Raw genomic sequence first — 14,106 nt, 5'->3', positions numbered from 1 at the left:
TAGATAAGGAAATCAGCCATGAGCCAATTTGTACCATTAAAAGTAAAAAGTATTACGCCTCAAACCGATCAGGCAATTTGTATTGCATTTGACGTTGTACCTGAACAACAAGAACAATTTCAATTTCAACCGGGGCAACACTTAACCATTCGCCATTTAACAGAAGCTGGTGAAATCCGCCGTTGTTATTCAATTTGTAGCTATGCGGGCAAAGAAGACATCAGTATTGCGGTTAAAAAAATTGATCAGGGTCAATTTTCAAACTGGGCAAATGACCATTTGAAAGTGGGTGATGTGCTTGAAGTGATGCCACCACAAGGCGTGTTTTTTCAAAAAGCAGCCAAGATGGGCGGACAAAACTATTTAGGCGTTGCTGCGGGCAGTGGTATCACGCCAATTCTATCAATTATTAAGCAAGTTTTGTTTGAACAACCTGAAGCTAAATTTACCTTGCTCTATGGCAATCGCTCATGGAAACAAACCATGTTTGCCGAGCAAATTATGGATTTGAAAGATCAGTTTAAAGAACGCTTTCAACTCATCAATATTTTTTCTCGTGAGTTCAACGATAGCGAGCTAATGAATGGTCGTATTGATGAAGAAAAGCTAAAACAACTTTTTGATTTTGATGTGCTTGAAACGAGTTTTGACCATGTATTTGCCTGTGGTCCAGACGAAATGATGAATGCTGTAGAAAGCACCTTGCCGAACTTTGGTATTGCCAAAGAGCGCATTCACACCGAACGTTTCCATACAGGCCAAGCGCGTAAACGTAGCGCTGAAGCGGATGCGAACCGTAAAGAAGAAAAAGTAAACATTATTTTAGATGGCCGTGAACTGATTGTTTCTGTGGCTCAGGACGATGAAAGTATTCTTGATGCGGCTTTACGTGCAGGTGCTGACTTACCGTATGCCTGTAAAGGTGGGGTGTGTGCGACCTGTCGCTGTAAAGTGCTTTCTGGGGAAGTCGACATGTTCCTTAACTATAGTCTTGAAGAAGATGAAGTTGAAAAGGGCTATGTGCTGAGCTGTCAGACCTTACCAAAAGGCCCAAATGTTCGCTTGAGTTTTGATGAATAGAGGCTGTCATGCAAGAGTTGATCAAAGCCAGCACAGCAACTGACGGTGTTTTGTTATTAACCTTAAACCGTCCAGAAAAAAGAAATGCTTTAAACAATGCAACATTGCAGTGTTTGTGCGAGTTGCTCGAAGAAGCTGAACATAATGCTCAAGTCAAAGCGGTGGTTTTAACGGGTAACTCACAATGTTTTGCGGCTGGAGCAGATCTTAGCGAGTTGGCTGCAATGGATGCCGTGTCTTTGCAACTCGATATTCGCCCGAAGCTTTGGCAAAAAATTGATGCATTTAGTAAGCCACTGATTAGTGCAGTGAATGGTTATGCCTTAGGCGCTGGGTTTGAGTTGGTTTTACATTCAGATATGGTGATTTGCGGTGAAAATGCCCGTTTTGCTTTGCCTGAAATTACTTTGGGTATGTTGCCGGGTGCAGGTGGAACACAGCGTTTAGCGCGCTTGGTTGGACAACAGCTTACCATGCGCTGGGCCATGACAGGTGAAATGATTTCGGCAAAGCAGGCAGAGCAACATGGCATTTGCAGTCAAGTGGTTCCGACAGAATTAACCGTTGAATATGCGGTTCAACTTGCAGCCAAAATTGCCAAACAAGCGCCTTTAGCGATTCGTGTGATTAAACAATCAATTAAAAGTATTCATGAAACGACTTTAAGTCAGGGACTCAAGTTTGAACGTCAAAACTTTGTCTGGCTGGCGGCTACAAAAGATCGAAACGAAGGGATTAATGCTTTCTTTGAGAAAAGAAAGCCAGTGTTTAGAGGTGAGTGATGGACTATCAAAATATTATTGCTGAAGAAAAAAATGGTGTTGGCTACCTGACATTTAACCGCCCAAAAGCACTGAATAGCTTTAACGTTGATATGCACCGTGAAGTGGCTGAGGTTTTAAACCTGTGGACCAAAAATCCGGATGTTCGCTGTGTGGTGATTAGTGGCGAAGGTCGCGGCTTTTGTGCAGGGCAAGATTTAGGTGATCGTGTAGTAGACCCAAACGCTGAAGCTCCAGATTTAGGATATTCCATTGAAACTTACTATAACCCGCTCATTAAAATGATTGTAAATATGCCAAAGCCTGTGATTTGCGCGGTAAATGGCGTGGCAGCAGGTGCAGGGGCAAATATTGCACTAGCGTGTGATTTGGTGATTGCAGCTAAATCGGCAAACTTCGTACAAGCCTTTTGCCGTTTAGGTTTGGTTCCAGACTCTGCGGGTACATGGTTTTTACCACGTGCTGTAGGTCATGCACGTGCGATGGGATTGGCTTTGTTAGGTGACAAGCTCCCAGCAGAAACCGCAAAAGAATGGGGCATGATTTGGGATGTAGTTGAGGACGCTGAGCTTAAAACAAAAGTCACTGAACTCGCTGAACGTTTAGCGAAACAACCTACATTTGGTCTATCTCTCATTAAAAAAGCCATTCATCAATCAAGCAATAACACCTTTGATGAGCAAATGCTTTTAGAGCGAGATTTACAACGTATTGCGGGTCGCTCCGAAGATTATCGTGAAGGGGTACAAGCCTTTATGAATAAACGTGAACCAAATTTTAAAGGGCGCTAAGCATGACAGATTTAGACTTATCTCGTGCCCGAATTGCCGTTATTGGTTCTGGCACTATGGGCATCGGCATTGCCCAGTTAGCCATCGTTAATGGGCACTCGACCATTTTATATGATCTGGATGCTCAAAAAGCGCAACAAGCCGCTCACGGCTTGGGGCAGACGTTTAAAAAGCTAGTTGAAAAGAGCAAGCTCACAGAGCAGCAAGCTGATGAGGCTTTAGCGCGTTTAACGGTAGTGAATCAAATTGAAGCGCTGCGTGATGCCGACTTGGTCATTGAAGCGGTCGTTGAGAAAAAAGAAGTTAAACAGTCTTTATTTAAGCAACTCGCTGAAATTTGTAGTGCGCAAACCATTTTTGCAAGTAACACATCTTCAATTTCAGTGACTGCAATTTCGGCAGGCATTACTCACCCTGAGCGTGTAGTGGGTTTACACTTTTTTAACCCTGCGCCAGTCATGAAATTGGTTGAAATTGTACAAGGCTTAAAAACACCAAACAGCTTATGTTTGGCTTTAAAAAACTTGATGCTCAGCTGGAAAAAAATTCCGGTACTCACCAAGTCGACTCCCGGGTTTATTGTTAACCGAATTGCACGTCCATTTTATGCAGAAGGCTTTAGAGCACTGCAAGAACAAGTTACCAGCTACGACCAGCTAGACTATGCCTTAAAGCAATGTGGCGGTTTTGCGATGGGGCCATGTGAACTCACCGACCTAATTGGACAAGATGTTAACTTTTCGGTGACGCAAAGCGTTTATCAAGAGTTTTTTTACGAACCACGTTACCGCCCAAGCCTCATTCAAAAAGAATTGGTCGATGCGGGTGCTTGGGGCCGTAAGTCAAAACAAGGCTTTTATCGCTATAACGAAAAAAATCAGTACGAGACATTTCAGCCTCAAGCTGTGGTTGCCAAGCCAATCGATGCTCATATTCAGCTAAAAGGGACTTGGTCGCAAATACCTGCTTTTTTAACGCGTTTAGGTTTAAAAAGCGGATCTAGGAGCGACGACAATATCCTTCAAATTGATGATATCGACTTACGTTTAAGCCAAGGTGAGTCTGCCAATATTCATTACTTAAGCCGTAAAGTGGTTTTAATGGATTGGCATCATGATTTTGAGCAGGCGGAGGCTTTAGTACTGAGTCATAACGAACTTTGTGAAGCAAGTGATCTGGCTAAAGTTGAAGCTTATTTTGCACAGTTTGGTATCAGCGTGATGTGGATTAAAGACCATCCGGCACTGTTAACCTTACGCACCATCGCTTTACTCATTAATGAAGCCTGCGAAGCAAGTTTACATGGTGTTGCGAGTCTGGAAGATATTGATAATGCCATGAAATATGGAGTGAATTATCCTAAAGGTCCTTACCAGTGGTTGACACAAATGGGCGGTGCGTATGTGCTCCAAACCTTAAATAACTTATATGCACTGTATGGAGAGGAAAAATATCGCGCGAGTATCTACCTCAAGCAATATGTAGCAAAAACTCAAAATATTGCTACTCAATATTCACGCGATATGACCGAATTTGCATAATCAGGAGTCAACATGGAAGACGTTTTAATTTGCGATTTTATTCGTACCCCAATTGGACGATATGCAGGTGCCCTAAGTGCTGTACGTGCAGATGATTTAGCTGCATTGCCCATCAAATATTTAAAAGATAAACACCCGAACTTACCGTGGAATACGGTAGACGAAGTGTTTTTGGGATGTGCCAATCAAGCAGGTGAAGACAACCGTAACGTTGCACGTATGGCAACACTGTTAGCAGGCTTACCTGATACAGTTCCTGCCATGACCGTCAATCGTTTGTGTGCATCGGGTTTAGATGCGGTGGGACTTGCAGCACGCTCAATTAAAGCAGGTGAAGCACAGTTCGTGTTGGCAGGTGGCGTAGAGTCAATGAGCCGTGCGCCATTTGTACAAGCTAAACCGACTGAAGCGTTTAGCCGAACCCCTGAAATTTATGACACCACCATTGGCTGGCGCTTTGTAAATAAGCAACTTAAAGCGCAATACGGCACCGACAGCATGCCTGAAACTGCCGAAAATGTAGCTGAAAAATATCAGATTAGTCGTGAAGACCAAGATGCGTTTGCATTGCGTAGTCAACAAAAAACGGCTGCGGCACAACAAAACGGTTTCTTTAACGATGAGATTTTGCCTGTCGAGATTGTAGACCGTAAGAAAAACGTAGTTGTGGTGAACCGTGATGAACATCCGCGTGAAACAACACTTGAAGCACTCACTAAACTAAAAGCACCATTTAAAAAAGAAGGCGGTTCGGTGACTGCCGGAAATGCCTCTGGTGTAAATGACGGTGCTGCGTGTGTGTTAATTACCAACCGTGAATTTGCAGATACACATGGTTTAAAACCTTTAGCACGCGTGATTGGCATTGCAAGTGCAGGGGTTGAACCCAAATATATGGGTATAGGTCCTGTTCCGGCTGTACAGAAAATTTTAAAGCAAACAGGTTTAACGCTAGATCAGATGGATGTGATTGAGCTGAATGAAGCATTCGCAGCCCAATCTTTGGCTTGTATGCGTGAACTTGGTTTAAAAGATGACGATGAACGCGTTAACCCAAATGGTGGTGCGATTGCGTTAGGACATCCGCTCGGTATGAGTGGTACACGTTTAGTCATTACCGCAACACGTGAGCTAAAAAAACGCGGTGGACGCTATGCACTTTGCACGATGTGTGTAGGTGTTGGACAAGGTGTCGCACTGATTTTGGAAAACTTAAATTAATCCAGACGGTTTTTAAAATTACATAATGAGGAGAGAGGCGATGGACAGCCTTACAATGGATAATGTTGAGCAATTAACACTTGCAGAGCTTAGAGAGCTGCAAACTAAACGGTTAAAGCAAACCCTGACTTTTGTATATGAAAATAGTCCGGTCTATAAGAAAAAGTTCGACGATGCAGGTGTGCATCCTGATGACTTCGTGACTTTAGACGATCTGGCAAAGTTTCCATTTACCACTAAACAGGATTTAAGAGACAACTATCCGTTTGGGATGTTTGCCGTACCGCAAGAACAGATTGTGCGTTTACATGCATCATCGGGTACAACGGGTAAACCGACAGTAGTGGGTTATACCCAAAAAGATATTAATACTTGGTCAGACATTGTTGCGCGTTGCTTACGCATGGCAGGATTAACCGCGAAAGATATGGTTCAGGTGGCTTATGGCTATGGACTATTTACAGGTGGACTAGGCGCACATTATGGTGCCGAGCGCTTAGGTGCAACGGTTATTCCAATGTCTGGCGGGCAAACTGAAAAGCAAGTTCAGCTTATTCAAGACTTTAAGCCGACTGCAATTATGGTTACACCATCATATTGCGTGAGCATTATTGAAAAGCTCGAACAACAATTTGGTACTGCACGTAATACGTCTTTAAAAGTCGGTATTTTTGGTGCCGAGCCTTGGACTAACGAACTGCGCCGTGAAATTGAAGAACGCTTAAATATTAAAGCACTCGATATTTATGGCTTGTCTGAGGTGATGGGTCCGGGCGTTGCGATGCAGTGCTTAGGTGAGGGCGAGGGATTAACGATTTGGGAAGATCATTTCTACCCAGAAATTATTAACCCTGAAACAGGTGAAGTTTGTAAAGATGGCGAACTTGGCGAGTTAGTCTTTACCACCATTACCAAAGAAGGTTTACCGATTATTCGTTACCGCACTCGTGATTTGACCCGTTTACTCGCTGGAGAAAATCTGGCAATGCGTAAAATGGATAAAATTGTGGGCCGTAGTGACGACATGCTGATTATTCGCGGCGTGAATGTTTTCCCGACCCAGATTGAAGAGCAAATTTTGCAAGTTCCACATTTAGTACCGAATTATGAAATTTTGGTGACTAAAAAAGGATATATGGATACTTTGCATATTCGTACAGAGATGTGTCATAACTGTAATATACAGGCCAATCAACTTGCTCAAGAGTTGATGAAACGTATTAAAACCATGATTGGGATTAGCGTTACTGTAGAAGTTGTGACAGAAGCGACCTTACCTCGTTCGGAAGGAAAGGCAAAGCGGGTAATCGATATGCGTCAGATTGCTTAACATCAAGATCATTCAGGGTATAGAATCTATACCCTGAGACTAAACGCCAAGACATGAGTATGAGTGCAAAAATACAGCAAATAATTGATTCTGTTGTAAAGAATGAAACCTTAAGTGGAACTTCGCTTATTTCGACAATTTTTGGAGATTCAGTACTTCATCGGGGTGGAAACATTAGTCTTGCGAGCCTGATTCAGTTATTAGAGCTATTTGGTTTTAATGACCGCGCTGTAAGAACCTCTGTTTTTCGTTTAGTTAAAAATGATTGGTTATGTTCGGACAAAATCGGCAGAACCAGTTTTTATCGAATTACTGATTCGAGCCGTTCGACCTATTTGCAAGCCGAGCAACGCATTTATAACGACCAGATGAAAGAGTGGGACCATTATTGGGATCTTATTCTGATGTCTAGCCTCGACACTGAAAATAAAGCGCTGTTAAAGAAAGAACTCGAATGGTTAGGATTTGCCAATATTTCGACAAACTTAATGGCTTATCCGGGTTGTAACCGTATTGAACTGCAACGCTTGTTGGTTGACTTAAATATGAGTGAGCAAGTGGTGGTGTTTAAAGCCGAAACCTTGCAGCTCTTTAATAATTCGGTCGATACCATTGGTCGTATGCTCAGAACCAACTGGCCCATCGATGAATTACGCCAAAGATATTTACAGTTTCTCGATATTTTTAGAGAAATTGGCGTGTTGCTGATGCAGGAAAACGAACAACTCGAACCTGTTCAGGCCTTTCAAATTCGAACTTTGCTGATTCATTATTATCGACGGATTTTATTGAAAGACCCTGCATTGCCACTTGAGTTGTTGCCAACTGACTGGCCCGCGATTAGTGCAAGAACGTTATCAATGAATATTTATAAAAAAGTATTTGAACCTGCCGATGAATACTTCTTGTCTGTTGCCGCAACAGCAGAAGGACCCATGCCAAATGCCACAGCACATTATTGGCGCCGTTTCGGAGGTTTGGTGGCGACAAATGAGAGGTTAAATCATGCCTTGTTATAGTATTGACGGTGTTATTCCAGTCGTTAGCCCAGACGCTTTTGTACACCCAACCGCTGTGTTAATTGGTGATGTGATTATTGAAGCGGGCGTATATGTAGGGCCATTTGCTTCATTGCGTGCCGATTTTGGTCGTATTCATATTAAGCAAAATGCCAATATACAAGATAGCTGCACCGTACATGGCTTTCCGCAAAGCGTGACGTTAGTTGAGGAAATGGGGCACATAGGGCATGGCACAACTTTACATGGTTGCCGCATTGGTAAAAATGTTTTGGTGGGCATGAACAGTGTAATTTTGGACTATGCTGAAATTGGTGAAAACACCATTATTGGCGCAAATAGTTTGGTTAAAACCAAAGATATTATTCCGGCAAATGTATTGGCAATGGGTAGTCCTGCCAAGGTTGCACGTGATTTATCAGAACAAGAAAAAAAGTGGAAAACCAGAGGTACGCAAGAGTACATTGAACTTGCACAGCGCTGCTTAAACTCAATGCAAGAAGTTCAGCCTTTAAGCTCAGAGTTGAATGAGCGCCTGACCTATAAAGACTTTAATTCTTCAAACTATCAGATTAAACAAGATAGCGTTTAACGGCTTTTAATCAGTCGATTTCAATACACATGAGTTCATAAAACTTAAGGAATACTCGCACGAGTAGGGAGACGTTTGTGCAAAATATGGAAACTACCGCAGTTGATCAATTCGCAGAGCTATTGGGTGTTCAAGTGCTGCATCGCAGTTTTGATGAAGCACGTTGTCAGCTTAATGTGAAAGACGAACACATGAATGCCTTGGGCGGCGTGCATGGTGGTGTTATATTTTCTTTAGCTGATATCGCTTTTGCGATGGCTTGTAATGCAGGGGATGCACCATATACAGGACTACAAGCGGATATTCGCTATATGAGCGGTGCAAAAGATAGGGTGTTATTTGCAACGGCAACCAAGGTTGGAAGCAGTAAAAAATTCGCGCATTATGAAGTGTTAATAACAGACGGTTTGAATAATAGAATCGCTTTATTTACATCTACGTGTTATAGGCTTGCGCCGTGATATGTGGCTAGTTTTGAGCAGAGTGCTCAGGCTAGTTTAATTTTGACATATTTGCCAAATTAAAAGTCTCTAAAAAATTAAGAGGCTTTTATATATTTTATATAAAAATCAAAATGTATTAATCTGTAATTTATAGAGATATAAATTAAATTGGATAGCTAACATGGATATTGCTGCTTTTAGTGATTATGGCGAAATAGATGCAAAAATTATTGAAAATTATGCTGAAACATTAGGCTTTAAATTTCCAAAATCTTACGTTCAATTATTAAGTAAACACAATGGCTTAATACCTGAAAAGAACTGTTTTCAATTTTTAGATCACAATGATGAAATCACAGATAGAGTTATTAGTTTTTATAGCTATGGTTATGAAAAGATAGAGATTTGGGATGAAGATGACCGTAAAAAATATAATGAATCTATCAAAGAGTATGAAGCAATTGAGTTAAATCAGCCTGAAGAATATATGTATGATGAATATATGTATAAAAATATGGTAATTATAGGTGATTGTGCTGGTGGTGACCTTATAGCTTTTGATTATAGAGATAATCTGAATACGGATGAGCCTGTTATTACTCTAATTTATCATGATGATCTTATTGCAATATCACCTACTCAAGATAAGTTGAGAACTATAAAAATAGCAGATAGCTTTAATTCTTTTATAGCATTGTTGAAAGAAGATGATTTTTAAATATTTCTGAAATTAGAAGAACCAAATTGAACAGTTTGTCGCGAGTTGATTATGTTCCAAAGCTAAGTCATGGTTATTGTACTTAGCTTTGGTTTTTTGAGAAGGGTATATTGAGTTAGACTACATTTAAAAGCTACTCACTTTTATAAATAATGAGTTGTGAAGGGGCCTTATTTTTCAGGGTCTAGATAAACAACACCTAAATTAACTTTTTTATAAGGTCTGAATTCACCTTCATCAGCTTTTATTCTTTTATATTTCTCCTCAGAATAGTCTATATCTTTTACCTTAAACCCCTCAAAACTAATATAAATTAAAGCAGCCATATTAGAGTATTCCTGCATGTCTGGTTTTAAAAAGTAATATTTTTTTGCAATAGGCTTTAATGTAAAGCTACCATCTTTATTTGAAACAAGCTCGGGAACGTCATTTGGAGTTAAACCATTAAATCCAATAAAGCCCTTTTGTTGTCTTAGAGGTTCTTTCGTCGCGTTATTATAAATATAGCCTGTCACTTCCGGAGTAAGATAAATTTCTTTCTGTGAGCAAGCTGTAAGAGTTACTGTCATACAAAAAAAGAGTAGCAGTGTTATTATTTTTTTCATTGTTTTGAGATTCCTGAAATAAATAAAAGCCCAGTTACATCTTTTTTATTTGCAACCATATTTTTATCCCAATTTGGAATTGCTGTTAAATTACCTTTAGCATATTTCATCAAATCTATTTTCTCCTGATGTAGGGGAGGTTGTCCCAGATTTTGGAACTTGCCAAATCTCTGATGAACTATGGTGTGTTATTGAATCCATGATCCTTCCAAGGGAAGTTTTTCAAATCTTTCTGCTGGAAGTAATATGCCTTTACTTGTTCTTCTATCATGAAAATAAAAGTCGGTATGATGAGAAATAAGGTCATCAAATTTAAGTTGTTTTTGCCAAATATACTTTATGAGGCAGACATGATAGCTAAAAAAATCTTCAAATTTATTAAAATCATTTGAAGAACGTAAATAGCTTCCCATTTTATTCCAAAAATTTTGATCAGGATTCATGTTTGCCATCAATGCGACAAGGTTCATTGAATCAACTTCTTGGATCTTTATATGTTGAAACTCGATATTGATTTCTAAAATCGCATCTTTGGTAGTTTTGCCATTTTGATTAAACTCTTTTGCAATTAATAAGATGGTTGTCATTTCTGAAAAATGGCAAACGTCTTTTAAATTACAATATCTATAGTAGGTATTTTCTAATATCTTATCTAAATTTCTTTTATGTGTTGTCTCTGTCATACATTCAATATAAAAACATTCAGCTATTAAGTAGTCGCCTGCTGAGGCAAAGAAGCCAAAAGGAATTTTTCTCAATTTTTGATAATTGTCATCTATTTTTAAGATAATATTTTCTTTTTCATTGCCATAATGTAATACACCTCTTCTGTCCGTTGCCAGAATGGCAAAATCATTCAGATTAAAAGCTATAACTAAAGACATAATAATTACAAATATTTTTTTAATATATAATATAATTTAGCAAAAAATTAAGCAGTTGATAAATAGAGAATTTAAAATGGGCGGAAAATTTGTAGTTAGAGCAGGGCAACACAAGTTTGAAAGTGGTGAGAAAATTGTTTCACCTGTGAATATATTGCCTACTGCACCCAATAATTATAGCCATAGAGTAAATTATAAGTTTGAATATACAGATGAAAATGGTGAGAAAATTGATCCACCTGAAGACTTTCACAAACAAGTGTTCGTTATAGATACAGATAGTAAGAAGTTACTTGTGCAAAGAAATCTTAATAATTCTAATGAGGACACAACACTACGATTTTATACAGCGGAGGCGAAACCATTTAAAGCATTATTATTCAATAGTGAAAATATAAGAATGGATAAACCTGATGACATATTTTTTAATGAGGATGAAGTCGATGATACATCATCATTTGATGGTATTTCTGTAACTGATAGTGATGAATAAACACAATGGCACTAACTGAATATAAAATCAAAGTTGTTGATGCTAGCAACAAGCCTTTGCTGAACTTTCCTATGGCAACACGCTATGTTGGTGGGGATAAAAAAAATAATAAATTAACAAGTGATACTGAAGGTATTTTAACTTTTCAATCTGATGGTCGAGCCGTAGAAGTATTTGTGCTAGCTCCTATTGATAAAAATGGTCAACCAGATATGACCAAATTTAAAGAAGATAGCGACAATGATAATGCCTATTATCAAATTACAACGCTCAATGTGTTGAGAGAATTACCGTCTACCATTAAGTCACCTTATTTTTTGACTGACTATGGTATAGCAAAGACAAAATTCATATTTTATGAAAATGAACAAGACAAGAAAGTTTATTCATTACCTCTTACAGTGAAAGTTTCTTATTTAGTTGGTGAAGCTAAAAATTCTCCACAGTTCATTGAGGTTACTCGAGAAGTAAAAAATGGTGAATTAAATATTACGTCTATTTTACATAGCCGAATACAAGTTCACCCATTTAAACCTGATAATACTCCATTTAAAACACCTCAAGGGTATACACCTCGATCAACTACACCAATAACTTTATCTGTTTACTTTGATATTAAAAGTAATAACTCGACTACTGAACCTGATGAGCCAGATTTATCTGTAAAAGTTCCGGAGGTTGGTGATATAAAATGCCTAACTTGTGGTAAATCATTGAAAATTGATCTTGATTTTATTAAAAAGGTGGCTCCGAAAGCTAAGAAAGATTTTCAACAGGCTTTACTGAACTTACCCAAATTCCTTAAGAAATATTCTAGTAATACTTGTAAAGATTTAGTACATATTTTGGCTCAAGGGAAAATTGAGACAGAAGAATTTAAAGCTTTAATTGAAAGTATGATTTATACCACTCGATCATACACAGGTAAATCTTTGTATAATATGATGAAAACAAATTTTACGAATGCTTTTAAAAGACATGGTATGGAAAAGCTTACTTTAGATCAGAGGTACAAATATGTAGAGAAGCACTTCATGTCAAATGATCCAGCGATTGCTCAATTCCTTTATTCAGTTCCTGAATATCCAAACAAAAACTATAGAGGACGAGGTCTAATTCATTTAACACACTTTGCAACGTATGTTCGTTGTGCTAAAGAGACCGGTTTAGATATAGAAAAAAATCCTGAATTATTACAAACTGATTATAATGCTGCTATTGAAAGTGCTACATGGTTTTGGAAAGACAATAATATCAATAACATTACAAAGAAAGATAATAGTAAAATTAATGATGACAAACTTACAAATAAAGTAACTGTAGTGGTCAATCCTGGAATGAAAAAGGCGAAAGAAAGACGAGACGAAAAATTAAAAATAGCAACAGAATTTATAGCTAAGTATGGAGAGTGTAAGTGAAAAAATATATATGGATTCTATTTGTATTTTTATCCTTTAATGTATATGCCGATACAAATAAGTGCATTAATTTTAAAAAGGATTATAGTCATTATAATAATGAAAATATGTATGATTTGGATGCCTACCTCACTGATTGTCATCAAAAATCTAAAAAAATAGAAACTTTTGGATATTTTGGAGATAGCCCTAAAGTAAATTATTACTTTTTTCAAAAAATAGACGGTGTTAATCGTTTATTTATTTCTACTTATGTTTTAACAGATCAGTATGAAGAAAATCCCAAATATGTATATGAAGATGGTAAGTATAATTTCCTGAAAGTATTTGATTGTTATGACTTTACTTGTAAAGCTAATAAAAAGATGACTGATTTTTTTGGTGATGGTGCTAATTTAATCGAAGTTAAAAGCTATAAAAAAATGTGGAAATATCCTTATTCTGTAGCTAATGATGTAAAAAAAGAATTAAATTCCAATTTTTTTAAAAACTGGTGGAGTAATCAGTTAAAGTCCGGTGTTGTGAAAAATAAAACTGAAATTTATAAAGAGGCTGGGTTAAATTCTGAAAAAGCTGGTTATCTTATTTCTGGTGATAAATTTAGTATTTCAGGTGTTTACTCTAGATGGTTAAATATTTCTTATGTTAATAAGAATCATAAAACCATAACTGGTTGGATTCGCTGTGAAGATACGAATATTTGTAGTTGATTCTTATGAAAAAAACATTACTTCGTTTAATTGTAGTTTCATATAGCTTCTTTACTGTAGCACCAGTTTATGCAGAAACTATATTTCAATGTACTACAAAAAATAATAAAGTAATAAAGGTCGTTGATGCGGATAAGACTATTCAATATTCTTTTGGTAAATCGCTGAAAACACCTGAAATAGCATTGTCTATTCCTCGCAATAAAGTAACGACCTATCAATGGGCTGGCATAGGTCGTGATGAAAATTACTCAATTCAAGTCCCAAATGGCAAGATCGTCTATGACGTTTTTCATAGCTTTGATAGAAGTACAGGTAAAAACTCGGCTGGCATCAATGTAATGCAAGAGGATGAACAGCTTGCAACTGTAAGTTGTGATATGAGCAAGCCTATTATTAATAAATTAGAAGGTATTAAACTTAGATCAGAGTTCTAACTCGACTGCAAAAGGGGATGAACTCTTATTTTTAAGTTTTTA

General features: G+C 38.0%; 16 protein-coding genes. 14 read left to right on the top strand and 2 right to left on the bottom strand.

All coding sequences use genetic code 11. The features are described 5' to 3' along the window. Positions 1-18: 18 nt before the first annotated feature. From paaE to AC1PJ9_RS16775, 10 genes are all read left to right on the top strand, one after another. A complete protein-coding gene (gene paaE, locus AC1PJ9_RS16820; protein WP_311087882.1) occupies positions 19-1,080 on the top strand; it encodes a 1,2-phenylacetyl-CoA epoxidase subunit PaaE in 1,062 nt (353 codons plus the stop codon). 8 nt (positions 1,081-1,088) lie between these two features. Then, the gene (locus AC1PJ9_RS16815) at positions 1,089-1,862 is read left to right on the top strand and encodes an enoyl-CoA hydratase-related protein (RefSeq protein WP_311087881.1); all 774 of its coding nucleotides are present in this window, start codon (positions 1,089-1,091) and stop codon (positions 1,860-1,862) included. Next, positions 1,862-2,653 carry a 2-(1,2-epoxy-1,2-dihydrophenyl)acetyl-CoA isomerase PaaG gene (gene paaG, locus AC1PJ9_RS16810; RefSeq protein ID WP_057051632.1) on the top strand — a complete coding sequence of 264 codons (792 nt, stop codon included), beginning with the start codon at positions 1,862-1,864 and terminating at the stop codon, positions 2,651-2,653. Before AC1PJ9_RS16815 ends, paaG begins: the two co-directional genes overlap by 1 nt. Before the next feature lie 2 nt (positions 2,654-2,655). After that, positions 2,656-4,194 carry a 3-hydroxyacyl-CoA dehydrogenase gene (locus AC1PJ9_RS16805; protein ID WP_311087880.1) on the top strand — a complete coding sequence of 513 codons (1,539 nt, stop codon included), beginning with the start codon at positions 2,656-2,658 and terminating at the stop codon, positions 4,192-4,194. 12 nt (positions 4,195-4,206) lie between these two features. Next, entirely contained in the window at positions 4,207-5,415 is a 1,209-nt protein-coding gene (gene pcaF, locus AC1PJ9_RS16800) for a 3-oxoadipyl-CoA thiolase (RefSeq protein ID WP_311087879.1), read from the top strand. 40 nt (positions 5,416-5,455) lie between these two features. Beyond that, a complete protein-coding gene (gene paaK, locus AC1PJ9_RS16795) occupies positions 5,456-6,745 on the top strand; it encodes a phenylacetate--CoA ligase PaaK (RefSeq protein WP_311087878.1) in 1,290 nt (429 codons plus the stop codon). 53 nt (positions 6,746-6,798) lie between these two features. Continuing rightward, a complete protein-coding gene (gene paaX / locus AC1PJ9_RS16790; RefSeq protein ID WP_000062822.1) occupies positions 6,799-7,764 on the top strand; it encodes a phenylacetic acid degradation operon negative regulatory protein PaaX in 966 nt (321 codons plus the stop codon). After that, on the top strand, positions 7,751-8,356 hold the full coding sequence (locus AC1PJ9_RS16785; RefSeq protein ID WP_311087877.1) for a DapH/DapD/GlmU-related protein: 606 nt from the start codon (positions 7,751-7,753) through the stop codon (positions 8,354-8,356). Before paaX ends, AC1PJ9_RS16785 begins: the two co-directional genes overlap by 14 nt. A 77-nt stretch (positions 8,357-8,433) precedes the next feature. Beyond that, a complete protein-coding gene (locus AC1PJ9_RS16780; protein WP_311087876.1) occupies positions 8,434-8,817 on the top strand; it encodes a PaaI family thioesterase in 384 nt (127 codons plus the stop codon). Positions 8,818-8,980: 163 nt separating this feature from the next. Continuing rightward, the gene (locus tag AC1PJ9_RS16775; protein WP_311087875.1) at positions 8,981-9,517 is read left to right on the top strand and encodes an SMI1/KNR4 family protein; all 537 of its coding nucleotides are present in this window, start codon (positions 8,981-8,983) and stop codon (positions 9,515-9,517) included. Between the two features lie 170 nt (positions 9,518-9,687). Here the strand turns inward: AC1PJ9_RS16775 and AC1PJ9_RS16770 are convergent, their stop codons facing one another. Then, a complete protein-coding gene (locus tag AC1PJ9_RS16770; RefSeq protein WP_311087874.1) occupies positions 9,688-10,122 on the bottom strand; it encodes a hypothetical protein in 435 nt (144 codons plus the stop codon). 188 nt (positions 10,123-10,310) lie between these two features. Then, a complete protein-coding gene (locus AC1PJ9_RS16765; RefSeq protein WP_311087873.1) occupies positions 10,311-11,006 on the bottom strand; it encodes a hypothetical protein in 696 nt (231 codons plus the stop codon). A 76-nt stretch (positions 11,007-11,082) separates the two neighbouring features. Between AC1PJ9_RS16765 and AC1PJ9_RS16760 the strand changes: the two genes are divergently transcribed. The 4 genes from AC1PJ9_RS16760 to AC1PJ9_RS16745 are packed head-to-tail and all read left to right on the top strand — an operon-like array spanning position 11,083 to position 14,064. Next, entirely contained in the window at positions 11,083-11,499 is a 417-nt protein-coding gene (locus AC1PJ9_RS16760) for a hypothetical protein (protein ID WP_311087872.1), read from the top strand. A 5-nt stretch (positions 11,500-11,504) separates the two neighbouring features. Beyond that, entirely contained in the window at positions 11,505-12,917 is a 1,413-nt protein-coding gene (locus AC1PJ9_RS16755; protein ID WP_311087871.1) for a glycoside hydrolase family 19 protein, read from the top strand. Continuing rightward, positions 12,914-13,627, top strand: a complete 714-nt coding sequence (locus tag AC1PJ9_RS16750) for a hypothetical protein (RefSeq protein ID WP_311087870.1) — start codon at positions 12,914-12,916, stop codon at positions 13,625-13,627. Before AC1PJ9_RS16755 ends, AC1PJ9_RS16750 begins: the two co-directional genes overlap by 4 nt. 5 nt (positions 13,628-13,632) lie before the next feature. Beyond that, positions 13,633-14,064 (top strand): hypothetical protein, encoded by a 432-nt coding sequence (locus AC1PJ9_RS16745; RefSeq protein WP_311087869.1) that lies wholly within the window; start codon positions 13,633-13,635, stop codon positions 14,062-14,064. Positions 14,065-14,106 lie beyond the last annotated feature (42 nt).

The sequence above is a fragment of the Acinetobacter sp. 70_2 genome, from assembly GCF_056736115.1.
This window is presented reverse-complemented; position numbering and strand designations above follow the sequence as displayed.